The sequence below is a fragment of the Streptomyces lanatus genome (assembly GCF_014655715.1).
Lineage (GTDB): Bacteria > Actinomycetota > Actinomycetes > Streptomycetales > Streptomycetaceae > Streptomyces > Streptomyces lanatus.
Genome location: NZ_BNBM01000002.1, coordinates 402,040 through 426,042 on the forward strand (window position 1 = coordinate 402,040; position 24,003 = coordinate 426,042).

The window sequence follows — 24,003 nt, forward strand, 5'->3', positions numbered from 1 at the left end:
GATACGGTCACTTGCCCTGCGGCCAGCAGTTCGGGTGCTGCTGGCAGTAGACGGTCCTGGTGACCGTCACCGTGACGGTGGGGCCGGGCTGCTGTCCGCCGCCGGACGGATTGACGGGCGAGGGGGTGGCATCGCAGTTCCCCAGCCCGTTCACATGGAACCACTCCTTGCCGCCGACCTTGGCGACGAGATCCCCGCGCACACAGGAGCCGCTGACGGCCCGGGTGATCCGCCCGGTGACGGTGATGTCCTTGCCGTCCTTCGTCTCGCCCTCGCAGTCGACCTTGACGACGGTGTTCTCGGTCGCCGTCGGCGAGCCGTTGCCGTTGCCGCCCTCGTACGAGCCGGTGCAGTTGAGCCACTGCACATCGGCCTTCTGCCGCTCCAGCTCCGCGGTCACGGTCTGGTCGGTGGTGAACGCCACGGTGGCGCTGCTGAGCCCGCCTGGATCACAGGCGGTCATCCCGCCGACGACGAGCACCACGATGCCCGCCGCACCGGCCGGCCTCGCCCCGCGCAAGCTCCGAACCCTGCTCAAAGCCCCCATGGGAGGGCAGCCTGCCACTGTCCCGGCCGCCGCGGTAGAGCGCATACGGCCACTCACGTACGCAGCAGAAGCCACTCCTGGAGTTCCACCAGGTTGCCCTCCGGGTCCTTCAGATGGGCCACGCGCATACGGTCCGTCATGGGTGCGGGACCGTGCAGCAGGGTCGCGCCGCGGGAGGTGATCCGCTCGCAGTAGCCGTCGAGATCGTCCACGCGCAGCACCACCAGGGAGCGGTGGCCGCTGGCCGCGTCACCGAGTTCGCCCAGTATCTCGGCCATCATCGCCCGGTCCTGCAGCGCGATGCCCGCGGCGCCGGTGGCGGGGCTGAACTTCTCGTACGGCCCGTTCATCGCCCCCGACTGCGGCTTGAGGCCGAGGACGTCGGCGTAGAAGCGGTAGCAGGCGGGAAAGTCGCCGACCAGCAGCCGTACTTGAGCGAGTTCCACGGCGACGCGCCTCCCGGGTCAGGACCAGCGGCCGGTGCGGCCGAGGAGCAGTGCCGTCGCCGCGGTTCCCGCGGTGGAGGTGCGCAGGACGGCACGGCCCAGACGGTACGCCTTCGCCCCCGCCTCCTCGAAGAGCGCCAACTCCTCGGGCGACACCCCGCCCTCGGGCCCGACGACGAGCACGATCTCGCCCTCGGCGGGCAGTTCGGCCGTCGCGAGCGGCTCACTGCCGTAGTCACGGTCCTCGTGCAGTACGGCGGCGAAGTCGGCCTGCGCGAGCAGCGCCGCGACCTGCTTGCTCGTCGCCGCGTCCGCGACGTCGGGGAAGCGCACCCGGCGGGACTGCTTGCCGGCCTCGCGCGCGGTGGCCCGCCACTTGCCGAGGGCCTTGACGCCCCGCTCGCCCTTCCACTGCGTGATGCACCGGGAGGCCGCCCACGGCACGATCGCGTCGACGCCGGTCTCGGTCATGGTCTCGACGGCGAGCTCACCGCGGTCGCCCTTGGGGAGGGCCTGGACGACGGTGATACGGGGCTGCTCCGGGGGCTCCTCGTGTACGTCCCCCAGCCGCACCACCAGCCGGTCCTTGCCCTCGGCCGCCTCGACGACGCCCTCGGCCCAGCGGCCGTGCCCGTCGGTGAGGACGACGTCCTCGCCGGCCCGCAGCCGCTTCACGGAGACGGCGTGCCGCCCCTCGGGCCCGTCCAGCACGAAGTCGCCGGCCCGCAACGCCTCGACGACGAACACCGGCGCGGTCATCGTCCGGCACCGCCCTGCGGGTAGCCCGACAACGCTGTCCAAGCCGCGTTCAGTTCGGCGGCCAGCACCTCCACCAGCTGTCCGGCGGGCAGCTCGCGCGCCATGCGGTGCCCCTGTCCCGCCCACAGGGCCATGCCCTGCGGGTCGCCGGAGGCGGCGGCCTTCTTGCGCAGGGGCGAGGTGAGATGGTGGATCTCGGGGTACGCGGCGGGGGCGTAGGGGCCGTGCTCGCGCATGAAGCGGTTGACGAGGCCGCGCGCGGGGCGACCGGAGAAGGCGCGCGTCAGCTCGGTCCGTACGAACAGGGGGTTGGTCAGCGCCTGCTTGTGCAGGGCGTTGGCGCCGGACTCCTGGGTGGCGAGGAACGCGGTGCCGAGCTGGGCCGCGCTCGCCCCGGCCGCGAGGGCGGCGGCGATCTGGCTGCCGCGCATGATGCCGCCGGCGGCGACCAAGGGCAGGCTCACGGTCTCGCGGACCTGGACGATCAGGGAGAGCAGCCCGATGCCGGTGCCGTCGGTCTCGGGGTTGTCGCGATGGGTTCCCTGATGCCCGCCGGCCTCGACACCCTGCACGATCACGGCGTCGGCTCCGGCCCGCTGTACGGCGAGGGCCTCGTCCGGGGTGGTGGCGGTGACGAGGGTGACGGTGCCGGCACGGCGCAGGGACTCCAGGACCTCACCGCCGGGCACGCCGAAGTGGAAGGAGACCACGGGCACCGGGTTGTCGAGCAGCACGGCGAGCTTGGCGTCGTAGCCGTCGTCGCGTCCACTGTCGGGGTCCCCGAGCTCGACCTCGTACCAGGCGGCCTCACCGGCCAGCTGGTGCGAGTAGACCTCCACAGCCGAGGCGTCGGCGTACTCGGGCTGCGGCATGAACAGATTGACGCCGAACGGCCGCTGCGTCAGTCCCCGCAGCTGCTTGATCTCCTGGTACATCCCGTCGGCGGTTTTGTACCCGGCAGCGAGAAACCCCAGCCCACCGGCATCGGACACGGCAGCGGCGAGCTGAGGCACGGACACGCCGCCTGCCATGGGGGCCTGCACGATCGGATGGGGGAAGAGATCGGTCAGCGCGGAGGACATGACGGCATGTTGTCACGTCCTCCGAACAAGTCCGAATCGGCCCTTCCCTCAGCTGTCAGCGCCCGTTGAACGCGTCCTTCAGCCGCGAGAACAGCCCCTGCTGCCCCGGCTGACTGTGCTTGCCCGGGGGCCGACCCCCGGACCCCCAGCAGCCCGCCGAGCTCACGTCAGCGACCGTTGAACGCATCCTTCAACCGCGAGAACAACCCCTGCTGCCCAGGCTGGAACTGCCCCTGAGGCCGCTCCTCGCCCCGCAGCTTCGCAAGCTCCCGCAGCAGTCGCTCCTGCTCCGGGTCCAGCTTGGACGGGGTCTGGACCTCGACGTGGACGATGAGGTCGCCGCGTCCGCCGCCCCGCAGATGTGTGACACCGCGTCCGTGCAGCGGGATCGACTGGCCGGACTGGGTGCCGGGGCGGATGTCGACCTCCTCCATGCCGTCCAGCGTCTCCAGCGGCACCTTGGTGCCGAGGGACGCCGCCGTCATCGGGATCGTCACCGTGCAGTGCAGATCGTCGCCGCGCCGCTGGAAGGTCGAGTGCGGGAGTTCGTGGATCTCGACGTACAGGTCACCGGCGGGGCCGCCACCGGGCCCGACCTCGCCCTCACCGGCGAGCTGGATCCGCGTGCCGTTGTCGACACCGGCCGGGATCTTGACCGTGAGGGTGCGACGGGACCGTACGCGACCGTCACCGGCGCACTCGGGGCACGGGGTGGGGACGACTGTGCCGAAGCCCTGGCACTGCGGGCAGGGCCGCGATGTCATGACCTGGCCCAGGAAGGACCGCGTCACCTGCGACACCTCACCGCGACCGCGGCACATGTCACACGTCTGGGCGGAGGTCCCCGGCGCCGCGCCCTCACCGTTACAGGTGTTGCAGACGACGGCCGTGTCGACCTGGATGTCCTTCGTGGTGCCGAAGGCCGCCTCGTCGAGCTCGACCTCAAGACGGATCATCGCGTCCTGGCCGCGCCGGGTGCGCGAGCGCGGACCGCGCTGGGACGCCGTACCGAAGAACGCGTCCATGATGTCCGAGAAGTTGCCGAAGCCACCGGCGCCGAAGCCGCCCGCGCCCGCGCCGCCCGCCTGGGACAGCGGGTCACCGCCGAGGTCGTAGACCTGCTTCTTCTGCGGGTCCGACAGCACCTCGTAAGCGGCGTTGATCTCCTTGAACCGCTCCTGGGTCTTCGGATCCGGGTTGACGTCCGGGTGCAGCTCGCGGGCGAGCCGCCGGAAGGCCTTCTTGATCTCTTCCTGCGACGCGTCGCGACGCACGCCGAGCACGGCGTAGTAGTCGGTGGCCACTTACGACTCCGCCAGGATCTGTCCGACGTAACGTGCCACTGCGCGTACCGCTCCCATCGTTCCCGGGTAATCCATGCGGGTCGGTCCGACCACGCCGAGCTTGGCGACTGCCTCGCCGCCCGAACCGTAGCCCACCGAGACCACGGAAGTGGAGTTGAGTCCCTCATAGGCGTTCTCGTGCCCGATGCGCACGGTCATGCCCGAATCCCCGGCCTCGCCAAGGAGTTTGAGGAGCACGACCTGCTCCTCCAACGCTTCCAGGACGGGCCGGATGGTGAGGGGGAAGTCATGTCCGAAGCGGGTGAGATTGGCGGTGCCGCCGATCATCAGCCGCTCCTCGTTCTCCTCGACCAGGGTCTCCAGGAGGGTGGAGAGCACGGTCGAGACGGTGCCGCGGTCCTCGACGCCGAAGGCCTCGGGGAGGTCCTCGACGAGCCCCGGCACATCGGCGAAGCGCCGGCCCGCGATCCGGCTGTTGAGCCGGGCCCGCAGATCCGCCAGCGAGGCCTCGCCGAAGGGCGCCGGGCAGTCGACCATCCGCTGCTCGACGCGCCCGGTGTCCGTGATCAGGACGAGCATCACGCGCGCTGGGGCGAGCGAGAGCAGCTCGACATGCCGGACGGTGGACCGGGTCAGGGACGGGTACTGCACGACGGCGACCTGCCGCGTCAGCTGCGCGAGCAGCCGTACGGTCCGAGCCACCACATCATCGAGATCGACGGCGCCGTCGAGGAAGTTCTGGATGGCGCGCCGCTCGGGCGGGGTCATCGGCTTGACGCCGGCGAGCTTGTCGACGAACAGCCGGTAGCCCTTGTCGGTGGGGATGCGCCCGGCGCTGGTGTGCGGCTGGGCGATGAAGCCCTCGTCCTCCAGGGCAGCCATGTCGTTACGCACGGTGGCGGGCGAGACTCCGAGGTTGTGCCGCTCGGTCAGGGCCTTGGACCCCACCGGCTCCTCGGTCCCCACATAGTCCTGGACGATGGCGCGCAGCACCTGGAGCCTGCGTTCACTCAGCATCTCGCGCACACCTCCAGAAGTAGTTCCCCTTGGCGCCTTTCCTGGCACTCTGTCCATCCGAGTGCCAGCCGTCCCCGGCCAGTGTACGGCGGTGGGGTACGCCCCGGGCAAGGCCGGGCCAGGTCCGCCGTGCCCGGTGGTGCTGTCTTGGTTAGCGTCGCCGTATGACGGTGACTTGGGAAGAGCTGGGGTGGGAACGGCTGGCGTCGGGGGTCGGCCGGTGCCGGCTTCCGGGCTGGGACTGCACGGCGGGGCTGGTCGTCGGGGAGGGCAGCGCGTTGATCGTGGACGCCGGGTCGTCGCTCGCGGAGGGCGCCCGGTTGCGTACGCAGGCGCAGTGGCTCGCGGGTCACCGTGTGACTCATCTCGCGCTGACGCACCCCCATTTCGATCATGTCTTCGGCGCCGCGGCGTTCGCGGGGACGGCGGTGTACGGCCCGGTGGGCATGGACACGGTGCTGGAGGGCAGGCACGCGCGCGACGAGCTGCGCGGGGACGCGGTCCGCAACGGCCTCGACCCGGCGTCGGCCGAGGAGGCGGTGGACGCGCTGGTCCGACCGCACCACCAGGTCAGCGGCGAGTGGACCCTCGACCTGGGCGGCGGCCGCCGGGTCCTGCTGGCGAACGTGGGCCCGGCGCACACGGCCCACGACCTGGTGGTGCTGGTGCCGGGCGACCCCGAGGTCGTCTTCTGCGGCGATCTGGTCGAGGAGTCCGGCGAACCCCAGGCGGGCTCCGACGCCGTACCGTCCCACTGGCCGGCCGCCCTGGACCGTCTGCTGGATCTCGGCGGCGAGGACGCGCTGTACGTACCCGGTCACGGAGCGGTGGTGGACGCGGAGTTCGTACGACGCCAGCGAGACGAGCTGGCCACGAGATTCGGCGTGTCGCAGTGACCGTGGGACCGGTTCTCCTAACGTCATCCGAATGCGCCAGTACTCCCCGGACCTGACCCCGCCCTGGAAGAAGCCCAAGCCGGTCCCCGAGGTACCGGCGGAGCCCGGCCTGGTGGTCGAGGAGCCCGGCACCGGCTTCTGCGGTGCGGTGATCCGCTGCGAGGCGGGCACGGTGACCCTGGAGGACCGCTTCGGCAAGCACCGGGTGTTCCCGCTGGAGCCGCGCGGCTTCCTGCTGGAGGGCAAGGTGGTCACCCTGGTCCGCCCGTCGTCCCCGGCTCCGACCCGCCCCGCCCGTACGGCATCCGGTTCCCTCGCCGTCCCCGGCGCACGCGCACGCGTGGCCCGCGCCGGCCGCATCTACGTCGAGGGCCGCCACGACGCCGAACTGGTCGAGAAGGTGTGGGGCGACGACCTGCGCATCGAGGGCGTGGTGGTGGAGTACCTGGAGGGCGTGGACGACCTGCCGTCGATCGTGGCCGATTTCGCACCGGGTCCGGACGCGAGGTTGGGCGTGCTGGTCGACCACTTGGTGCCCGGCACCAAGGAGTGGCGCATCGCCGAGTCCGTGACCAGCGAACACGCCCTGGTGGTCGGCCACCCGTACATCGACATCTGGGAGGCGGTGAAGCCGTCGACCCTGGGCATCGAGGCGTGGCCCCGGGTGCCGCACGGGCAGGACTGGAAGACGGGGGTGTGCCGGGCGCTGGGGTGGCCGCCGGAGAACACCGGGGCGGTGTGGCAGGCGATCCTGAAGCGGGTCGGGTCTTACAAGGATCTTGAGCCGGAGTTGTTGGGGAGGGTGGAGGAGCTGATCGACTTTGTCACGGGTAGCGGTGGGGCCTGACGTCGGTGAAGGTGACGAATCGGGTGGTGTCGAGTTCGATGCCGAGACACTCGATCGGTACCGGGCAGCCGAACCTGCTCAGCCGCTGCACCTGGTAATCGGCTTCCTCCCCGCTGCCCTTCGGGTCGGTGAACAGCACACAGTGCGCCATGATCGGGTCGATGATCAGGTAGACGGGCACGGCACTCGCCGCATAGAGCTCGCGCTTGATCCCGTAGTCGCGATCCACGCTGGTCCGGGAGACGACTTCCACCAACGCCGTGACAACCTCCGAGGGCATGTACGTCCCTTGATCCGGACCAACACCACGTTCGGTCACCACCAGGTCCGGCACGGGCGCGCTGACATCGTCGAGCATGTCGACGCACTGGGTCTGGGGCCGGAACCAACGCAGGCGGGGAATCTGGTCCGCCGCCTCCGTGACGTCGCGGTTGTGGACCAGATCAGGGCTGGGCGACATCACGATCGCCCTTCGCAGAAGTTCGACCCTGATGCCCTCGGGTGGCTCCAGTTCCTCGAAGAACTTGATCATGTCGCGGTCGTTCACAGCGGCACCCTACGAATTGAGTAGCCACCCGAACCGGCCTCGGGCACCGCTTCACTCACCCGAGTGATCAGTCCACCAAATCCCTGACCACCGCATCCGCCAGCAACCGCCCCCGCAGCGTCAGCACCGCACGCCCCTCGTCATAAGGCCCGCCCTCCAGCAGCCCCTCCCCCAGAGCCCGCCGAGAAGCCGCGAGCCCCTCCTCCCGCAGCAACCCCAGCGGCACCCCCTCCCGGAGCCGCAGTTCCAGCAGGATGCGCTCGACCCTTCGGTCCTCCTCGGACAGGAGCTCCCGCCCCGCCCCAGGCGAGCGTCCCTCCGCCAGTGCGGCCGCGTACGCGCCCGGGTGCTTGACGTTCCACCAGCGGACGCCGCCCACGTGGGAGTGGGCTCCGGGGCCCGCGCCCCACCAGTCGGCGCCGCGCCAGTACAGCTCGTTGTGGAGGCAGCGGGCCGGGTCCGAGGTGGCCCAGTTGGAGACCTCGTACCAGTCGAAGCCCGCCTCGGACAGCACCGACTCCGCGATCAGGTACCGGTCCGCGTGGACGTCGTCGTCCGTCATCGGGACCTCGCCGCGGCGGATACGGCGGGCCAGCTGGGTGCCCTCCTCGACGATCAGGGCGTAGGCGGAGACATGGTCCGGGCCGGCGCCGATCGCCGCCTCCAGGGAGGCCCGCCAGTCGTCGTCGGACTCGCCGGGGGTGCCGTAGATCAGGTCGAGGTTGACGTGCTCGAAGCCCGCCGTACGGGCCTCGGTGACGCATGCCTCGGGGCGTCCCGGCGTATGCGTGCGGTCCAGTACGCGCAGGACATGCTGCTTCGCGCTCTGCATGCCGAAGGAGATCCGGTTGAAGCCGCCCTCGCGGAGCGTGGCCAGGTAGGCCGGATCCACCGACTCCGGGTTCGCCTCCGTCGTGATCTCCGCGTCCGGTGCCAGTCCGAACTCGTCGCGGATCGCCCCCAGCATCCGTACGAGATCGTCGGCGGCCAGGAGGGTGGGCGTACCGCCGCCGACGAAGACCGTGCGGACCTCGCGCGGGTCGTCGCCGAGGGTCTTTCGGGCGAGTCGGATCTCGTCGATCAGGGTCTCGGCGTAGTTGTCGCGGGACGCCAGGACGCCGCCGGTGCCGCGCAGCTCGGTCGCCGTGTAGGTGTTGAAGTCGCAGTAGCCGCAGCGGGTCGCGCAGTACGGGACGTGGAGGTAGAAGCCGAGGGGACGGTCGGCGGAACCGGTGAGGGCCTGCGCGGGGAGCGCGCCGTCGGCGGGGACGGGCTCGCCGTCGGGGAGTGCGGAGGGCATGGGTTCCATTGTCCCGTACCGCGCGGGTTACTCCGCCTGCAGCACCAGCAGCGCCAGATCGTCCTCCGGCGGGCGCCCGCCGAACTCGTGCACAAGGCGGCGGATGCGTTCCGCGATGAGCTGGGCGTTCAGGCCCGTGCACCCGGCGAGCGCCGCCGCGAGGCCGTCGCCGTCGTCGAACTGGCGGGAGCCGCTGCGCCGCTCCGTCACCCCGTCGGTCACGCACAGCAGGGTGTCGCCGGAGCGCAGCTCGAAGGTCTCGCTGGTGTAGGTCGCGTCCTCGAAGACGCCGAGGAGGGTCTGGGGCTCGGCGGCGGTGTGGACCTCGCCGTGGGGGCCGAGGAGGAGGGGCAGGGGGTGGCCGGCGGAGGCGAGGGTGCAGCGGATGCCTCCCTCGACGGGGGTCAGCTCGCCGTAGAGGAGGGACAGGAAGCGGGTCTGGGGGCCGTCCCCGGGGGCCGCCGGGCCGACCAGCGCGCGGGCCGCGGCGTCGGCTGCCTCGGTGGCGTCGTCCAGGAGGAGCTGGTTGAGGCGGTCCAGGACGTCGGAGACCCGGTAGCCCTCACGGGCCAGGAGCCGCAGCCAGGGGCGGGCGATGCCGATCACCACGGCGGCCTCCGGGCCCTTGCCCTGGACGTCGCCGATGGCGAAGCACCAGCGGCCGTCGCCGGCCGGGAACAGGTCGTAGAAGTCTCCGCTGGGACCGCCCTTGTCGTACGGCTCGTAGACGAGGGCGCTGGCGACGCCCGGGATCTCCGCGACGGCGCCGGGCAGCAGTCCGCGCTGCAGGACCCGGCTGATGGTGGCCTGGCGGGCGTACTGGCGGGCCGCGCCGATGGCGAGGGCCACCCGGCGGCTGAGGTCCTCCACAAGGCCGGTGACCTCGTCGGGGAAGCGCATGAGGTCGGCCCGTCCGATGACCAGGGTGCCCAGCGGATGGCCGCCGGCGATGAGGCGGTACGCGAGCGCGGTGCCGTGCGCGTGGCGGGTGCCGAGCGCCTCGCCGGGCCAGGGGTAGGGGACGGGCCCGGTGCGGTGGTTGTCGGGCGGGATCGGCGGTTCCTTCTCCAGGGCGCGGCGCAGTTCCTCGATGAGGTTCTCCGAGCCGTGCCAGACGCGGGCCAGCCGGGGCCCGGTGCCGGCCGTGGCGTCCGCGGGCCAGCCCGCCCCGCCCTGCGTCTCACCGGAGCCGGGGTACCCCCAGCGCCCGGCGACCTCGTCCTCCAGCCACACCGCGCACCAGTCCGCGAGCCGCGGCACGATCAGCTGGCCGGCGAGCGCGGCGACGAGGTTCTCGTCGAGCTGCCCGGCGAGCAGGTCGGAGGCCTCGGCGAGGAAGGACAGGGCGCCCCGGTTGAGCCAGTCCCGCTCCCGCTCGGCGCGCTGCGGCTCCGGCGCGAGGATCTCGGCGACACGCAGCCCGCGCCCCTCGGCGTACGTCTCCGGGTACTCCCCCGCCGCCACCGGGTCCTCGGCCGGCAGCCGCGCCCACACCGTCTTGGCGCCGGTGCGATAGGTGACGCCCCAGGACTCCGCGAGCCGGGACACCAGCCGCAGCCCGCGCCCGTACTCCGGTGTCTCGTACGGCGCCTCCAGCTCCCCGTCGCGCGGGGCGCGCGAGGGGTGGTGGTCCAGGACCTCGACGAGGAGGGCGCCGTCCGGCTCCAGCCGGCAGGTGAGCTCGACCTCGGTACCGGCGTGCACGACGGCGTTGGTGACGAGCTCGCTGACGGCCACGACGGCGTCGTCGACGAGCCGCTCGCTGACGTGCTCGGTGCCGGGGAGTCCGGACGCGGCCCACTCGGTGAGGGCGGAGCGTACGAGGGTGCGGGCGGAGCCCGGGGAGAGCGGGCTGCCGGGGAGGGTGGTGCGGGCCTCCGCGCCGGTCTCCGCTCGCGGACCCTCGTGCGCGGGCGCCTCAGAGGCACGGGAAAGCGTCTCCCGTTGCACCGGAATGGCCCCCATGTACAGCTCCCCGAACGGTTCGGACGAATACGCCTCAGTCGACGCCGACAGAGTGACAGACTGGCCACGCCCATAAGCACCGAGTTACCGAAGTGGGCCGCCATGAGTGAGAACCGTGCTACGCGTGTGCTCGAAGACGGACAGAAAGACGGTCAAATTCGAGCATCGGACCTGCGCGCGCTGCTCGCCGCGATGACCGCGGCCCGGGACGGCGACTTCCGCAGGCTCCCGGAGACGGGCGAGGGGGTCGTGGCCGAGTTGACCGCGGTCTTCAACCAGGTCATGGACCGCAGTACGCATTTCAATGGAGAAGTGCAGCGCGTGAAAAGGGAGTTGGTCCGGCACGGCAGGCTGGACGAGCGGCTCTCGGCGAGCCCGGGCCAGGGCGACTGGACGACACGCGTCAACGACGTCAACCATCTGCTCGACGCCCTGGTGGCCCCGGCGGCGAACGCCACGCGCGTGCTGGACGCGGTGGCGGGCGGCGATCTCACCCAGCGCGTCGATCTGCATGACGGCACCCGTCAGTTACGCGGCGACCTGCGCCGGCTGGGCCGGGCCGTGAACAAGATGGTCGACCAGCTCTCCCTGTTCACCGGCGAGGTCACCCGCGTCGCCCGCGAGGTCGGCACCGAGGGCCGGCTCGGCGGTCGGGCCAAGGTGACGGGCCTGTCGGGCAGTTGGCGGGACGTGACCGAGGCGGTCAACGCGATGGCGTCCCGGCTGACGGCCCAGGTGCGGGACATCGCGGCGGTGACGACGGCCGTGGCGCGGGGCGACCTGACCCGCACGGTCACCGTCGAGGCGACCGGCGAGCTGCTCGAACTGAAGCTGACCGTCAACACGATGGTCGACCAGCTCTCCGCCTTCGCCGACGAGGTGACCAGGGTCGCCCGCGAGGTCGGCACCGAGGGGCAGCTGGGCGGGCGTGCGCAGGTGCGGGGCGTCAGCGGCGTATGGAAGGACCTCACCGACAACGTCAACTTCATGGCGTCGAACCTGACTTCACAGGTCCGCAATATCGCCCAGGTGACGACCGCCGTGGCCAACGGCGACCTGTCGCAGAAGATCACCGTGGACGCCCAGGGCGAGATCCTGGAGCTGAAGTCGACCATCAACACGATGGTGGACCAGCTGTCCGCCTTCGCCGACGAGGTCACCCGCGTCGCCCGCGAGGTCGGCACCGAGGGCAACCTCGGCGGCCGGGCTCAGGTGCGCGGCGTGTCCGGGGTCTGGAAAGACCTCACCGACAACGTCAACTTCATGGCGGACAACCTGACCTCCCAGGTCCGCAACATCGCCCTCGTCTCCACCGCCGTCGCCCAGGGCGACCTCGGCAAGAAGATCACGGTGGAGGCGAAGGGCGAGATCCTCGAACTGAAGTCGACCATCAACACGATGGTGGACCAGCTCTCCGCCTTCGCCGACGAGGTCACCCGCGTCGCCCGCGAGGTCGGCACCGAGGGCAACCTCGGCGGTCAGGCGCAGGTGCGCGGCGTGTCCGGGGTCTGGAAAGACCTCACCGACAACGTCAACTTCATGGCGCTGAACCTGACTTCACAGGTCCGCAATATCGCCCAGGTGACGACAGCCGTCGCCAACGGCGACCTCTCCAAGAAGATCACCGTCGACGCGCGCGGCGAGATCCTGGAGCTGAAGGACACCGTCAACACGATGGTGCAGCAGCTGCGCGCCTTCGCCGACGAGGTCACCAGGGTCGCCCGCGAGGTCGGAACCGACGGCCGGCTCGGCGGCCGTGCGCAGGTGCTGGGCGTCTCCGGGGTGTGGCGGGACCTCACCGACAACGTCAACTACATGGCGGACAACCTCACTTCCCAGGTGCGCAATATCGCCCAGGTCACCACCGCCGTCGCCAACGGCGACCTCTCCAAGAAGATCGACGTGGACGCGCGCGGCGAGATCCTGGAGCTGAAGACCGCCATCAACACCATGGTCGACACCCTCTCCTCCTTCTCCTCCGAGGTCACGCGCGTGGCCCGCGAGGTGGGCTCCGAGGGCCAACTGGGCGGCCAGGCACGGGTGGAGGGCGTGTACGGCACCTGGAAGCGTCTGACGACGAACGTGAACGAGCTGGCGTCGAACCTGACCACCCAGGTCCGCGCGATCGCCGAGGTCGCCTCCGCGGTGGCCCAGGGCGACATGTCCCGCTCGATCACGGTCGAGACGCGCGGCGAGGTCGCCGAGCTGAAGGACAACATCAACCTGATGGTGGCCAACCTGCGCGAGACGACCCGCGCCAAGGACTGGCTGGAGTCCAACCTGGCCCGCCTCGCCGCCCTGATGCAGGGCCACCGTGACCTGATGGAGGTCGCCGACCTGCTGCTGCGCGAGCTGACACCGCTGGTGAACGCCCAGTACGGCGCGTTCTTCCTGGCCGACCCGGACGAGGAGAGCGCCGCGCTGCGCACCACGGTTCCCACGAAGGGACTGGCGTTCATCGCCGGGTACGGCTCGGCTCAGGGCACGACCATCGAGACCGGCGGTCTCCCGGTGCACGGCCTGGTCCGGCAGGCGGCCCGGGAGAAGAAGCGGATCCTGGTCGAGGAGGCCCCACCGGACTACATCAAGATCAACAGCGGGCTCGGCGAGGCGTCTCCCAGCAGCGTCGTGATCATCCCGATCCTCTTCGAGGACAAGCTGCTCGGCGTGATCGAGCTGGCGTCCTTCTCCCGCTTCTCCGATGTGCACCTGGCGTTCTTCGACCAGTTCGTGAACACCATCGCCGTCGCGATCAACACGATCATCGCCAACTCCCGTACGGAGTCCCTGCTCGGCGAGTCCCAGCGTCTGGCCATGCAGCTCCAGGAACGCTCGGACGAACTCCAGATGCAGCAGGCGGAGCTTCAGCGCTCCAACGCCGAGCTGGAGGAGAAGGCGGCGCTGCTCGCGACGTCGTCGCAGTACAAGTCGGAGTTCCTGGCGAACATGTCGCACGAGCTGCGCACCCCGCTGAACTCCCTGCTGATCCTGGCCCGTCTGCTCTCGGACAACCCGGACGGCCATCTCTCCGACCAGGAAGTGCAGTTCGCGACGACGATCCACCGCTCCGGCTCGGACCTGCTCCAGCTGATCAACGACATCCTGGACCTGTCGAAGATCGAGGCCGGCCGGATGGACGTACGCCCGAAGAAGCTCCCGCTGATCAAGCTCCTGGACTACGTCCACGCCACCTTCCGCCCGCTCACCCTGGACCGTGGGCTCGCCTTCGAGGTGGCGGTCGGCGAGGACGTGCCGCGCGAGATGTACTCCGACGAGCAGCGCCTCCAGCAGATCCTGCGCAACCTCCTGTCCAACGCGATCAAGTTCACCGCGACGGGCCGGGTCGAGCTACGGGTGGGCCGGCTGAAGGACCCCGAGCACCGATGGGGGTCCCCCCGCTCGAGCGAAGTCGAGAGTGGGGGAGTCCTGGAGAGCGACGAGGTGATCGCCTTCGCGGTCAGCGACACGGGCATCGGCATCGCGGCGGAGAAGCTCCCGGTGATCTTCGAGGCGTTCCAGCAGGCCGACGGCACCACCAACCGCAAGTACGGCGGCACGGGGCTCGGCCTGTCCATCAGCCGCGAGATCGCGGGCCTGCTGGGCGGCCGTATCGTCGCCGAGAGCGAACCCGGCAAGGGATCGACCTTCACGCTGTACGTCCCTGTCGTCAGCCCCGGGCACTCGGCGACCGGCCCGGTGCCCGAGGACCGTCCGCTGCCGGTGCCGGAGCAGATGTCGGCCGAGCCGTACCCGGCCGCCCACGACACGGACGACTCCTGGCCGACGCCGACCAAGCTGGAGGCGTGGCAGACGGGGCGGGCAGGCCGGGTCCTGCCGGGCCGGCGGGTGCTGATCGTGGACGACGACATCCGCAACGTCTTCGCGCTCACCCATGTGCTGGGCCGGGTCGGCATGCCCGTGCTGTACGCGGAGAACGGCCGCGAGGGCATCGAGACCCTGGAGCGCAGCCCGGACGTCGAACTCGTCCTGATGGACATCATGATGCCGGAGATGGACGGGTACGAGACAATCTCGGCCATCCGCCGCACTCCGCGCTGGGCGCATCTGCCCATCGTCGCCCTGACCGCGAAGGCGATGCCCGGAGACCGGGAGAAGTCCATCGCGCGGGGCGCCAACGACTACGTACCGAAGCCGGTGGACGTGGATCAGCTGCTCACCGTCGTCTGCGACCTCCTGGACCCCGAGGGCGCGGACGCCACGGCGGCTGACACCCCGGAGGAAACGGCGGGATCCGCCGACGAATGAATGAGGCCAATTCAACATGAGCGCTGAGGTAACGACCGAAGAGCGTGCCGGCATCCTCCTGGTCGACGACATGGAGGACAACCTGATCGCGCTGGAGGCCGTCCTGGGGTCCCTCAACGAGCCGCTCGTCCGCGCGCGTTCCGGCGAGGAGGCCATGAAGGCGCTGCTGCGGCAGCGCTTCGCCCTGGTCCTCCTCGACGTCCGGATGCCGGGCATGGACGGTTTCGAGACCGCCACGAACATCAAACGCCTCGACCAGACCAAGGACGTCCCGATCATCTTCCTGACCGGTGTGGAGGACGATCCCGTGTATGCGTTCCGCGGCTATGCGACGGGCGCGGCGGACTATCTGACCAAGCCGTTCGATCCGTGGGTGCTGCGGGCGAAGGTGACGGTGTTCCTGGACCTGTACCGCAAGAACCGTCAGCTGGAGCATCTCCTGAGCCGCGAGCACGGGCACAGCAAGGAGCTGAGCGCACAGCTGACGGCCCTGGAGCAGCAACTGGCGGAGGACACGCCCCCGGACATGACGGACCTGCGCGCGAGGGTCCACGAGATACGCCGGCTTGTCGGACAGGCGTGATTCACACACCGGACCGTCACCACTCAGCCCCCCGCCATCCCCTACGCCTCCCGCGTACCCGCGTACATCTCCTCGATCAGCGCCTTGTACTCCCGCTCCACCACCGGCCGCTTCAACTTCAGACTCGGCGTGATCTCACCGTGCTCCACATCGAGATCCCGCGGCAGCAGCCGGAACTTCTTGATGGTCTGCCACTTCTGCAGTCCGCCGTTGAGCTGCTTGACGTACTCCTCGACCATCGCCACGGTCTGCGGCGCGGCCACGACGTCGGCGTACGACTTCCCGCCCAGCCCGTTCTCCTCGGCCCAGCCCAGGATCGCGACCTCGTCGAGGGCGATCAGGGCGGTGCAGAAGTTCCGGTCGGCGCCGTGGACCAGGATGTTGGAGACGTAGGGGCAGACCGCCTTGAACTGGCCCTCGACCTCGGCGGGCGCGATGTACTTGCCGCCGGACGTCTTGATCAGGTCCTTCTTGCGGTCGGTGATGCGCAGGTATCCGTCCGGGGACAGCTCGCCGATGTCACCGGTGTGGAACCAGCCGTCGCTCTCCAGCACCTCGGCGGTCTTGTCGGGCAGCCCGTGGTAGCCCTCCATGATGCCGGGGCCGCGCAGCAGGATCTCGCCGTCGTCGGCGATACGGACCTCGGTGCCGGGCAGCGGCTTGCCGACGGTGCCGGTGCGGTAGGCCTCGCCCGGGTTCACGAAGGACGCGGCGGAGGACTCGGTGAGGCCGTAGCCCTCCAGGATGTGGATGCCGGCGCCGGCGAAGAAGTAGCCGATCTCCGGGGCGAGCGCGGCCGACCCGGAGACGCAGGCGCGCAGGTTGCCGCCGAAGGCCTCGCGGATCTTGGCGAAGACGAGCGCGTCGGCGACCTTGTGCTTGGCGGCGAGACCGAAGGGCGCGGAGTGGGTGCCGGTGCGCCGGAAGTTGTCCTGGGTGACCTTGGCGTACTCGCGGGAGACCTCGGCGGCCCACTGGAAGATCTTGTACTTGGCGCCACCGCCCGCGCGGGCCTTGGCGGCGACCCCGTTGTAGACCTTCTCGAAGATGCGGGGCACGGCCGCCATGTACGTCGGCTGCACGACCGGCAGATTCTCGATGATCTTGTCGACGCGGCCGTCGACGGCGGTGACGTGGCCGACCTCGATCTGCCCGGAGGTCAGCACCTTGCCGAAGACGTGCGCGAGCGGCAGCCACAGGTACTGCACGTCGATGCTGCTGACCAGGCCGGTCGCGGCGATCGCCTTCGCCATGTACGACCAGTTGTCGTGCGGCAGCCGTACGCCCTTGGGGCGGCCGGTGGTGCCGGAGGTGTAGATGAGGGTGGCCAGCTGATCCTTGGTGATCGCGCCGACCCGCTCCTTGACCAGGTCGGCGTCCTTCTCCAGGCGGGCCGCGCCGCGCTTCTCCAGCTCGTCCAGGGTGAGGATCCAGTCGGCGGTCTCGACGCCGGCCGGGTCGATGACCACGACATGCGTGAGATGCGGCAGCTCGGCGCGCTTCTCCACCGCCTTGGCCAGCTGCGCCGCGTCCTCGGCGATCAGCACCCGGCTCTCGGAGTCGGAGAGGATGAACGCCGACTCCTCGGCGTTGGTCTGCGGATAGACGGTGGTCGTCGCGGCACCGGCGCACATGATGCCCAGGTCGGCCAGTATCCACTCGATACGGGTCGAGGAGGCGAGGGCGACGCGCTGCTCGGGCTGGACGCCCAGCTCGATCAGTCCAGCCGCGATGGCGTAGACCCGCTCGGCGGCCTGCGCCCAGCTCAGCGACTTCCACTCGTCGGGGCCCTGCCCCGAGGCCGCCGGCACGGGATAGCGGTATGCCTCGGCGTCCGGCGTGGCGGCCACGCGCTCCAGAAAGAGGGTCGCCACGCTCGGCGGACGGTTCTCGATCAGTGTCTGTGTGTCGCTCAAGACATCCTCCGGGGGCCCGCGACTGTGCGGCTGGTTCCACTCACATTGGTTCCACTCACGTTGTTTAACTCGTGAGTAACTATCGAGCAGGGATCAGGTTAGAGCCCGACCGGCCCCGACGTAAGGGGCTGCGGCCTGTCACTTCCTACAGACAGCGACGCTACGCACGCGTAGGGGCCCGTCGCGCTTTCGCACGACGGACCCCTGTTGCGGCGATTTGCCGGGTCACCTGGTGTTACCTGCGGTTACTTCTTGCCCTTGCCCGACCCCGCGCTGTCATCACTGCTGAGCACCGCGATGAAGGCCTCCTGCGGAACCTCCACGGAACCCACCATCTTCATCCGCTTCTTGCCTTCCTTCTGCTTCTCCAGCAGCTTCCGCTTACGGGAGATGTCACCGCCGTAGCACTTGGCGAGGACGTCCTTGCGGATGGCGCGGATGGTCTCGCGGGCGATCACCCGGGAGCCGATGGCGGCCTGGATGGGCACCTCGAAGGCCTGCCGCGGGATGAGCTCGCGCAGCTTGGCGACCAGCCGCACGCCGTACGCGTAGGCCGCGTCCTTGTGCGTGATCGCCGAGAAGGCGTCCACCTTGTCGCCGTGCAGCAGGATGTCCACCTTGACCAGGGAGGACGTCTGCTCACCGGTGGGCTCGTAGTCCAGCGAGGCGTAACCGCGCGTCTTGGACTTCAGCTGGTCGAAGAAGTCGAAGACGATCTCCGCGAGCGGGAGGGTGTAGCGGATCTCGACGCGGTCCTCGGAGAGGTAGTCCATGCCGAGCAGAGTGCCGCGCCGGGTCTGGCACAGCTCCATGATCGAGCCGATGAACTCGGTCGGCGCGAGGATCGTGGCCCGCACGACCGGCTCGTACACCTCGTTGATCTTGCCCTCGGGGAACTCGCTCGGGTTGGTGACGGTGTGCTCGGTGCCGTCCTCCATCACCACCCGGTAGACCACGTTCGGCGCGGTCGCGATCAGGTCGAGGCCGAACTCGCGCTCCAGCCGCTCACGGATCACATCGAGGTGGAGCAGGCCGAGGAAGCCGACGCGGAAGCCGAAGCCGAGGGCGGCGGAGGTCTCCGGCTCGTAGACGAGCGCGGCGTCGTTGAGCTGGAGCTTGTCGAGGGCCTCGCGCAGCTCGGGGTAGTCGGAGCCGTCCAGCGGATACAGCCCGGAGAAGACCATGGGCTTGGGGTCCTTGTACCCGCCGAGGGCCTCCGTCGCCCCCTTCTGCTGGCTGGTGACGGTGTCACCGACCTTGGACTGGCGGACGTCCTTCACACCGGTGATGAGGTAACCCACCTCACCGACGCCGAGGCCGTCGGCGCCCAGCATCTCGGGCGAGTTCGTCCCGATCTCCAGCAGCTCGTGCGTGGCGCCCGTCGACATCATCTTGATGCGCTCGCGCTTGTTGAGCTGGCCGTCGATGACACGGACGTACGTCACGACACCGCGGTAGGAGTCGTAGACCGAGTCGAAGATCATCGCGCGGGCGGGGGCGTCCTTGACGCCGACCGGCGCCGGGACCTCCTTGACCACCTTGTCGAGCAGGCCGTCGACACCGAGACCGGTCTTGGCGGACACCCGCAGCACATCGCTCGGGTCGCAGCCGACCAGGTTGGCGAGCTCCTCTGCGAACTTCTCGGGCTGCGCGGCCGGCAGGTCGATCTTGTTCAGTACGGGGATGATCGTGAGGTCGTTCTCCATCGCCAGGTAGAGGTTGGCGAGGGTCTGGGCCTCGATGCCCTGGGCGGCGTCGACGAGGAGGACGGTCCCCTCGCAGGCGGCGAGCGACCGCGAGACCTCGTAGGTGAAGTCGACGTGCCCCGGGGTGTCGATCATGTTGAGGATGTGCGTGTTGCCGGGTTCGTGGGTGGGAGCCCACGGCAGCCGCACCGCCTGGGACTTGATCGTGATGCCGCGCTCGCGCTCGATGTCCATCCGGTCGAGGTACTGAGCACGCATCTGCCGCTGCTCGACCACGCCGGTCAGCTGGAGCATCCGGTCGGCGAGCGTGGACTTGCCGTGGTCGATGTGCGCGATGATGCAGAAATTGCGGATCAGAGCCGGGTCGGTACGGCTCGGCTCGGGCACATTGTTAGGGGTCGCGGGCACGCAGGGTCCTGTCTCTTGAGGCGCCTTATGCCTCGGGTCGGATCTATACGTAGGCTCCATGGTCCCATGGGCGGCGGACTGGGGCCGGTTTGGGCCATTCTCCGGGCCGCTGGTAGCCTGGGTGGCTGTGTCTCATGCCCTCTCAGCGCGAGGCACACCCCAAGAAATCACCTGGCAGGGGTCCCACACGGTCCCGTGCCTGAACCTGAAAAGGCTCAATCAGTGGCGAACATCAAGTCCCAGATCAAGCGGATCAAGACCAACGAGAAGGCCCGGCTGCGCAACAAGGCCGTCAAGTCCTCCCTGAAGACCGCGATCCGCAAGGCCCGCGAGGCCGCTGCCGCGGGTGACGTCGAGAAGGCCACCGAGTACCAGCGCCTCGCCGCGCGTCAGCTCGACAAGGCCGTCTCCAAGGGCGTCATCCACAAGAACCAGGCCGCCAACAAGAAGTCGGCGCTTGCTTCGAAGGTCGCGTCCCTCAAGGGCTGACACCTTTCTCTGATCTGACCGCCGGAAGGACCCAGAGCGGGCCCTCTCTCATCCGCTCCCGACCGGCACCCCGGATCCGCACGCGGCCTGCGTTCGCCACGCGGGTGCGGATCCAGCAGCTTCATTCGAAGGCCCCGGCACCTCGCCCTTCCCCAGGGCGGGCGCCGGGGCCTTCGGCATGACTGCGTCAGGACCAGAAGTCGTTGCCCTTTTCGATGTCCGCGACGCACTCGTCGAGGTCGGTGATCTTGTCGCCGACGATCCGGAAGACGATGCCGCCCATCTCGTCGATGTGCTTGCCACCGCGGTCGGCGGTGAAGTGGTGCGCGGAGATGGCGTGCCCGCGGCCGTCTACGAAGATGTTGCGCAGCTCGACCTTGAACGTCCCGTCGGTCTCCGAGAAGAGCCGGCCGTAGTACCCCTCGAAGATCGAGTCGACGCCTTTGTAGTCCCCCGACAGCGGGTGGGAGCCGGGTACGTGGTGCGTGCAGTCCCCGGTCATCAGGCCGCGCAGGGTGTCCATGTCTCCGCGCTGGAAGGCCTCGTAGCCCTTGCGTACGAGAGCCGCGTGCGGGTGTTCAGCCATGGTGCTCGCCACCTTTCCCAATCCGGCGAAATACGGCTGATACGCCCGATTCTCCTCTCCCGGGCCTAGCCGCGCCCTCTGGACCGAGCCGCCCGCGCGATGGTCACGACCGCCTTCTCCAGGGCGTACTCGGGATCATCGCCGCCGCCCTTCACTCCGGCGTCGGCCTCGGCGACCGCCCGCAGCGCGATCGCCACCCCGTCGGGTGTCCATCCGCGCATCTGCTGCCGGACGCGGTCGATCTTCCACGGCGGCATGCCCAGCTCGCGCGCGAGATCGGCGGGACGCCCGCCGCGCGCGGAGGACAGCTTGCCGATGGCCCGGACGCCCTGGGCGAGGGCGCTGGTGATCAGGACGGGCGCCACCCCGGTGGCCAGCGACCAGCGCAGCGCCTCCAGCGCCTCGGCCGCCCGGCCCTCGACAGCCCGGTCGGCCACGGTGAAGCTCGACGCCTCCGCGCGGCCGGTGTAGTACCGCCCGACGACCGCCTCGTCGATGGTGCCCTCGACATCGGCGACCAGCTGGCTCACCGCGGACGCCAGCTCCCGCAGATCGCTCCCGATGGCGTCGACCAGCGCCTGGCAGGCCTCGGGCGTCGCGGAACGCCCCGTCGCCCGGAACTCGCTCCTGACGAACGCCAGCCGGTCCGCCGGCTTCGTCATCTTCGGGCACGCCACCTCCCGCGCCCCCACCTTGCGGGCGGCGTCGAGCAGCTTCTTGCCCTTGACCCCACCGGCATGCACCAGCACCAGCGTGATCTCCTCGGCGGGCGAGGCGAGATACGCCGTCACGTCCTTGACGGTGTCGGCCGACAGGTCCTGCGCATTACGTACGACGACGACCTTGCGCTCCGCGAACAGCGAGGGGCTGGTCAACTCGGCCAGCGTGCCCGGCTGCAACTGCTCCGGCATCAGCTCCCGCACATCCGTGTCCGCGTCGGCGGCCCGGGCGGCGACCACCACCTCCCGCACGGCACGGTCGAGCAACAGCTCCTCCTGACCCACGGCGAGGGTCACGGGGGCGAGGGGATCGTCGTTCGCACTCTTCTTGGCCATCGCGACAAGGATGGCATGGGCCACTGACAACCCCTACCGGGCGAGCATGCGGCAGGGCACGACAATCGACGTCACCACGAGGCCCTCCCAGCGGAGCGTCACGGCTCCTCCCGCCACCCGTCCCACTCCCCCGCGAACTCGTCCAGCGCCCCCGGATCCAGCCGCCCCTGCTCATCCCGCAGCACAACAAGCCACTGCGCGTCCTCGGCATCGTCCTCGCCGGCCAAGGCGTCCCGCACCAGCCGCGGCTCCTCGTCGATGCCGAACCGCTCCCCGAGCGCCTCCGCGGCCTCCTGAGCCGCGTCTCGGTCGGGCAGCACCAGCACATGTCTCACATCGCTCACGGAGCCATTCTCGGGCACCCTGCGTGGGGCGAGTCCCGGGTCAGCCCTTGCGCACCAGCTGCACATCCAGCTCGACCTGGATGCTCGGCCCCACCACCGCGATCCCCCGCGCCAGCACGGTCTGCCAGCTCACGGTGAAGTCGTCCCGATGCAGCTCGGTGGTGGCCCGGCACGCCGCCCGCACCTCGCCCTCCATGCCGTTGCCGAGGCCGAGGTACTCCGCGTCGAGCACGACCGTCCGCGTCACCCCGTGCAGCGACAGCGCCCCGGTCACGGCCCACCGCTTGCCGCCCTTGTGCACGAACCGCTCGCTGTAGAACTCCAGCGTCGGAAAGGCCGCCACATCCAGGAAGTCACCCGACCGCAAGTGGTCGTCCCGCATCCGCACACCCGTGTCGATGGACGCCGCGTCGATCACCACATGCATCGCCGACCGCTCGACGGGGTCGGTGATCCGCACCACCCCCGCGAACGAGTTGAACCTGCCGCGGATCCATGCCAGCCCGATGTGCCGCGCGGAGAACCCGATCGAGGTGTGCGCGGGCTCGATCTCCCAGTCGCCGGGCCCCGGGAGCTCCGGCGGCTGGGCGACCTGGAGGATCACGTCACCGAGCGAGGCGAGCGCGTTCTCCCCGACCGTCGCGGTCGTCCGGTACGGCGTGTATCCCTCGGCCGACACCGCGAGCCGGTACTCACCCGCCGGCACCGTCGTCACGAACGACCCGAAGGGATCCATCCCCCCGCTGACCACCGTCCGCCCCCTGGCGTCGCTGACCGTGAACTCCGCGTGCCGCACGGGCTCGTTGACCGGATCGAGCACCCGGCAGCTCAGCACCCCCGCGCTCGGCGGGGTTTCCAGCGCCGCCAGAGGGCTCGTCCGCTGTTCCCGGTTCGTTCGGCTTCCCCGCCGGCGACCGATCATCCTCGACACCCCCTGCACGACTCGACCTCACGCGTTACCGAAGGGGCATTCGACCACCGCTGAGTTTTTCGGGGCAACACGGGATCACATCGTGGGAAACCGGCACTTGCGCTGGTTCTACCCGCTAGTAGCACCAGTGGGGCATCGAACCGGACCCAGGCCCTCCGCCCTCCGTCAGCCGCCCCGGTCGGCCTTGCTCACCGTCGGCACCCGGTCCACCTCGATCCCGAACCGCTCCCGGTACACCCTCAGCACCTCCTCGTCCGAACCCAACTCCCTCTCCTCCCGCGACCCGTCCGCCGCCGTCGTCTTGAACGTGCGGCCGCTGAGCGTGATCCGCCCTCCCTCCTCCGTCACCCGCGAGCACACCAGCGACTGTGTGAAGTGCGACAGCGGCGAGGTGCTGTGCCACCACGCCCCGGCCACGAAGTCACCGAGCGCCCGGGGCCTCCGGTCCAGCCGGTACTGCGGTCTGCCGTCCATGACGACGTCCAGATCCGCCGCCTCCGCCGTCTCCTGCGCGCCACGCACCCCGGCCGCGTCCGGCCCTGCCTCGACGACCCGGAACACCCCCGCCGGATCCACCTGCTCGCCCCGGGCCTCCAGCGCCAGCGGATAGTGGCTGTGCGCCCCGAAGCCCACATCCGCCAGCCACGCGCCCCCGTCCACCGTCCCCACCTGCAGCGCCATGTGGTCGTACGGGATCCCGAGCCGCTCCTCCTGGCCGTAGACCCGCGCCGCGAGCAGCGTCACATCGAACCCCAGCGCACCGAGCAACGCCCCGAACGACCCGTTCAGTTCGTAGCAGAACCCGCCCCGCCGCGCGCCCACCACCTTGTCCAGCAGCCGCTTCTCCTCCAGCACGATCTCCTCGCCGAGGTGGATCGACAGGTTCTCGAAGGGCACGGTCTGAAGGTGGCGCAGTTGCAGCTCACGCAGCACGTCCACGGTGGGCCACGCCGGGTGCTCGACTCCCAGGCGCCGGAGATAGGCATCAACCTCTACGGAATCCATGGCC

21 protein-coding genes are annotated in these 24,003 nt (G+C 70.0%); 5 read left to right on the forward strand and 16 right to left on the reverse strand.

Features of this window, described 5'->3' with window-relative positions; translation table 11 throughout:
* Positions 1-7 precede the first annotated feature (7 nt).
* From IE325_RS07030 to hrcA, 6 genes are all read right to left on the reverse strand, one after another.
* Positions 8-547 carry a hypothetical protein gene (locus IE325_RS07030; RefSeq protein WP_190068842.1) on the reverse strand — a complete coding sequence of 180 codons (540 nt, stop codon included), beginning with the start codon at positions 545-547 and terminating at the stop codon, positions 8-10.
* Positions 548-600: 53 nt separating this feature from the next.
* On the reverse strand, positions 601-993 hold the full coding sequence (locus IE325_RS07035; protein WP_190068843.1) for a VOC family protein: 393 nt from the start codon (positions 991-993) through the stop codon (positions 601-603).
* Positions 994-1,011: 18 nt separating this feature from the next.
* Positions 1,012-1,752 (reverse strand): 16S rRNA (uracil(1498)-N(3))-methyltransferase, encoded by a 741-nt coding sequence (locus IE325_RS07040; RefSeq protein WP_190068844.1) that lies wholly within the window; start codon positions 1,750-1,752, stop codon positions 1,012-1,014.
* The gene (locus tag IE325_RS07045; RefSeq protein ID WP_190068845.1) at positions 1,749-2,834 is read right to left on the reverse strand and encodes a nitronate monooxygenase; all 1,086 of its coding nucleotides are present in this window, start codon (positions 2,832-2,834) and stop codon (positions 1,749-1,751) included. Before IE325_RS07045 ends, IE325_RS07040 begins: the two co-directional genes overlap by 4 nt.
* A 167-nt stretch (positions 2,835-3,001) precedes the next feature.
* Entirely contained in the window at positions 3,002-4,138 is a 1,137-nt protein-coding gene (gene dnaJ, locus IE325_RS07050) for a molecular chaperone DnaJ (protein ID WP_190068846.1), read from the reverse strand.
* A complete protein-coding gene (gene hrcA, locus IE325_RS07055; protein ID WP_190068847.1) occupies positions 4,139-5,155 on the reverse strand; it encodes a heat-inducible transcriptional repressor HrcA in 1,017 nt (338 codons plus the stop codon).
* A 164-nt stretch (positions 5,156-5,319) separates the two neighbouring features.
* Here hrcA and IE325_RS07060 point away from each other — a divergent pair, with 164 nt between their 5' ends.
* Together IE325_RS07060 and IE325_RS07065 are read left to right on the forward strand one after the other, a co-directional pair.
* Positions 5,320-6,051, forward strand: a complete 732-nt coding sequence (locus IE325_RS07060) for an MBL fold metallo-hydrolase (protein WP_190068848.1) — start codon at positions 5,320-5,322, stop codon at positions 6,049-6,051.
* Positions 6,052-6,082: 31 nt separating this feature from the next.
* On the forward strand, positions 6,083-6,898 hold the full coding sequence (locus tag IE325_RS07065; protein WP_190068849.1) for a DUF3097 domain-containing protein: 816 nt from the start codon (positions 6,083-6,085) through the stop codon (positions 6,896-6,898).
* Here IE325_RS07065 and IE325_RS07070 read toward each other — a convergent pair.
* From IE325_RS07070 to IE325_RS07080, 3 genes are all read right to left on the reverse strand, one after another.
* Positions 6,876-7,430 carry a Uma2 family endonuclease gene (locus IE325_RS07070; protein WP_190069220.1) on the reverse strand — a complete coding sequence of 185 codons (555 nt, stop codon included), beginning with the start codon at positions 7,428-7,430 and terminating at the stop codon, positions 6,876-6,878. The two genes, IE325_RS07065 and IE325_RS07070, sit on opposite strands and share 23 nt — an antisense overlap.
* Before the next feature lie 82 nt (positions 7,431-7,512).
* Positions 7,513-8,745 carry a radical SAM family heme chaperone HemW gene (gene hemW, locus IE325_RS07075; RefSeq protein WP_190068850.1) on the reverse strand — a complete coding sequence of 411 codons (1,233 nt, stop codon included), beginning with the start codon at positions 8,743-8,745 and terminating at the stop codon, positions 7,513-7,515.
* A 27-nt stretch (positions 8,746-8,772) separates the two neighbouring features.
* The gene (locus IE325_RS07080) at positions 8,773-10,710 is read right to left on the reverse strand and encodes an ATP-binding SpoIIE family protein phosphatase (RefSeq protein WP_190068851.1); all 1,938 of its coding nucleotides are present in this window, start codon (positions 10,708-10,710) and stop codon (positions 8,773-8,775) included.
* A 102-nt stretch (positions 10,711-10,812) separates the two neighbouring features.
* On the opposite strand from IE325_RS07080, the gene IE325_RS07085 reads away from it, so the two are divergent.
* Together IE325_RS07085 and IE325_RS07090 are read left to right on the forward strand one after the other, a co-directional pair.
* A complete protein-coding gene (locus IE325_RS07085) occupies positions 10,813-14,976 on the forward strand; it encodes a HAMP domain-containing protein (protein WP_190068852.1) in 4,164 nt (1,387 codons plus the stop codon).
* A 16-nt stretch (positions 14,977-14,992) separates the two neighbouring features.
* Positions 14,993-15,559 carry a response regulator gene (locus tag IE325_RS07090; RefSeq protein ID WP_190068853.1) on the forward strand — a complete coding sequence of 189 codons (567 nt, stop codon included), beginning with the start codon at positions 14,993-14,995 and terminating at the stop codon, positions 15,557-15,559.
* A 41-nt stretch (positions 15,560-15,600) separates the two neighbouring features.
* On the opposite strand, the gene IE325_RS07095 is transcribed toward IE325_RS07090, so the two are convergent.
* Both IE325_RS07095 and lepA read right to left on the reverse strand, forming a co-directional pair.
* Positions 15,601-17,475, reverse strand: a complete 1,875-nt coding sequence (locus IE325_RS07095) for an AMP-dependent synthetase/ligase (protein WP_190068854.1) — start codon at positions 17,473-17,475, stop codon at positions 15,601-15,603.
* Positions 17,476-17,720: 245 nt separating this feature from the next.
* Positions 17,721-19,589 carry a translation elongation factor 4 gene (gene lepA / locus IE325_RS07100; RefSeq protein ID WP_190068855.1) on the reverse strand — a complete coding sequence of 623 codons (1,869 nt, stop codon included), beginning with the start codon at positions 19,587-19,589 and terminating at the stop codon, positions 17,721-17,723.
* Between the two features lie 222 nt (positions 19,590-19,811).
* Between lepA and rpsT the strand changes: the two genes are divergently transcribed.
* Positions 19,812-20,078 (forward strand): 30S ribosomal protein S20, encoded by a 267-nt coding sequence (rpsT, locus tag IE325_RS07105; RefSeq protein WP_190068856.1) that lies wholly within the window; start codon positions 19,812-19,814, stop codon positions 20,076-20,078.
* Between the two features lie 187 nt (positions 20,079-20,265).
* Here the strand turns inward: rpsT and IE325_RS07110 are convergent, their stop codons facing one another.
* From IE325_RS07110 to IE325_RS07130, 5 genes are all read right to left on the reverse strand, one after another.
* On the reverse strand, positions 20,266-20,664 hold the full coding sequence (locus tag IE325_RS07110) for a nuclear transport factor 2 family protein (protein ID WP_190068857.1): 399 nt from the start codon (positions 20,662-20,664) through the stop codon (positions 20,266-20,268).
* A 65-nt stretch (positions 20,665-20,729) separates the two neighbouring features.
* Positions 20,730-21,719 (reverse strand): DNA polymerase III subunit delta, encoded by a 990-nt coding sequence (gene holA, locus IE325_RS07115; protein ID WP_190068858.1) that lies wholly within the window; start codon positions 21,717-21,719, stop codon positions 20,730-20,732.
* Positions 21,720-21,817: 98 nt separating this feature from the next.
* Positions 21,818-22,063: a hypothetical protein gene (locus IE325_RS07120; protein WP_190068859.1), complete on the reverse strand. Its 246-nt coding sequence runs from the start codon at positions 22,061-22,063 to the stop codon at positions 21,818-21,820.
* A gap of 40 nt (positions 22,064-22,103) precedes the next feature.
* Positions 22,104-22,985 (reverse strand): YceI family protein, encoded by an 882-nt coding sequence (locus IE325_RS07125; protein ID WP_190068860.1) that lies wholly within the window; start codon positions 22,983-22,985, stop codon positions 22,104-22,106.
* Between the two features lie 174 nt (positions 22,986-23,159).
* Positions 23,160-23,999, reverse strand: coding sequence for an arylamine N-acetyltransferase family protein (locus IE325_RS07130; RefSeq protein WP_190068861.1), 840 nt, complete (start codon positions 23,997-23,999; stop codon positions 23,160-23,162).
* Positions 24,000-24,003: the final 4 nt, after the last annotated feature.

What these genes read in the sequence shown, in the direction of transcription:
- IE325_RS07110 (WP_190068857.1), bottom strand. Translation starts at nt 20,664, where the DNA reads ATGGCTGAACACCCGCACGCGGCTCTCGTACGCAAGGGCTACGAGGCC.
- IE325_RS07125 (WP_190068860.1), bottom strand. Translation starts at nt 22,985, where the DNA reads ATGATCGGTCGCCGGCGGGGAAGCCGAACGAACCGGGAACAGCGGACG.
- IE325_RS07040 (WP_190068844.1), bottom strand. Translation starts at nt 1,752, where the DNA reads ATGACCGCGCCGGTGTTCGTCGTCGAGGCGTTGCGGGCCGGCGACTTC.
- IE325_RS07090 (WP_190068853.1), top strand. Translation starts at nt 14,993, where the DNA reads ATGAGCGCTGAGGTAACGACCGAAGAGCGTGCCGGCATCCTCCTGGTC.
- IE325_RS07085 (WP_190068852.1), top strand. Translation starts at nt 10,813, where the DNA reads ATGAGTGAGAACCGTGCTACGCGTGTGCTCGAAGACGGACAGAAAGAC.
- hrcA (WP_190068847.1), bottom strand. Translation starts at nt 5,155, where the DNA reads ATGCTGAGTGAACGCAGGCTCCAGGTGCTGCGCGCCATCGTCCAGGAC.
- IE325_RS07080 (WP_190068851.1), bottom strand. Translation starts at nt 10,710, where the DNA reads ATGGGGGCCATTCCGGTGCAACGGGAGACGCTTTCCCGTGCCTCTGAG.
- IE325_RS07070 (WP_190069220.1), bottom strand. Translation starts at nt 7,430, where the DNA reads ATGATCAAGTTCTTCGAGGAACTGGAGCCACCCGAGGGCATCAGGGTC.
- holA (WP_190068858.1), bottom strand. Translation starts at nt 21,719, where the DNA reads ATGGCCAAGAAGAGTGCGAACGACGATCCCCTCGCCCCCGTGACCCTC.
- IE325_RS07030 (WP_190068842.1), bottom strand. Translation starts at nt 547, where the DNA reads ATGGGGGCTTTGAGCAGGGTTCGGAGCTTGCGCGGGGCGAGGCCGGCC.
- IE325_RS07045 (WP_190068845.1), bottom strand. Translation starts at nt 2,834, where the DNA reads ATGTCCTCCGCGCTGACCGATCTCTTCCCCCATCCGATCGTGCAGGCC.
- IE325_RS07130 (WP_190068861.1), bottom strand. Translation starts at nt 23,999, where the DNA reads ATGGATTCCGTAGAGGTTGATGCCTATCTCCGGCGCCTGGGAGTCGAG.
- IE325_RS07065 (WP_190068849.1), top strand. Translation starts at nt 6,083, where the DNA reads ATGCGCCAGTACTCCCCGGACCTGACCCCGCCCTGGAAGAAGCCCAAG.
- IE325_RS07060 (WP_190068848.1), top strand. Translation starts at nt 5,320, where the DNA reads ATGACGGTGACTTGGGAAGAGCTGGGGTGGGAACGGCTGGCGTCGGGG.
- hemW (WP_190068850.1), bottom strand. Translation starts at nt 8,745, where the DNA reads ATGCCCTCCGCACTCCCCGACGGCGAGCCCGTCCCCGCCGACGGCGCG.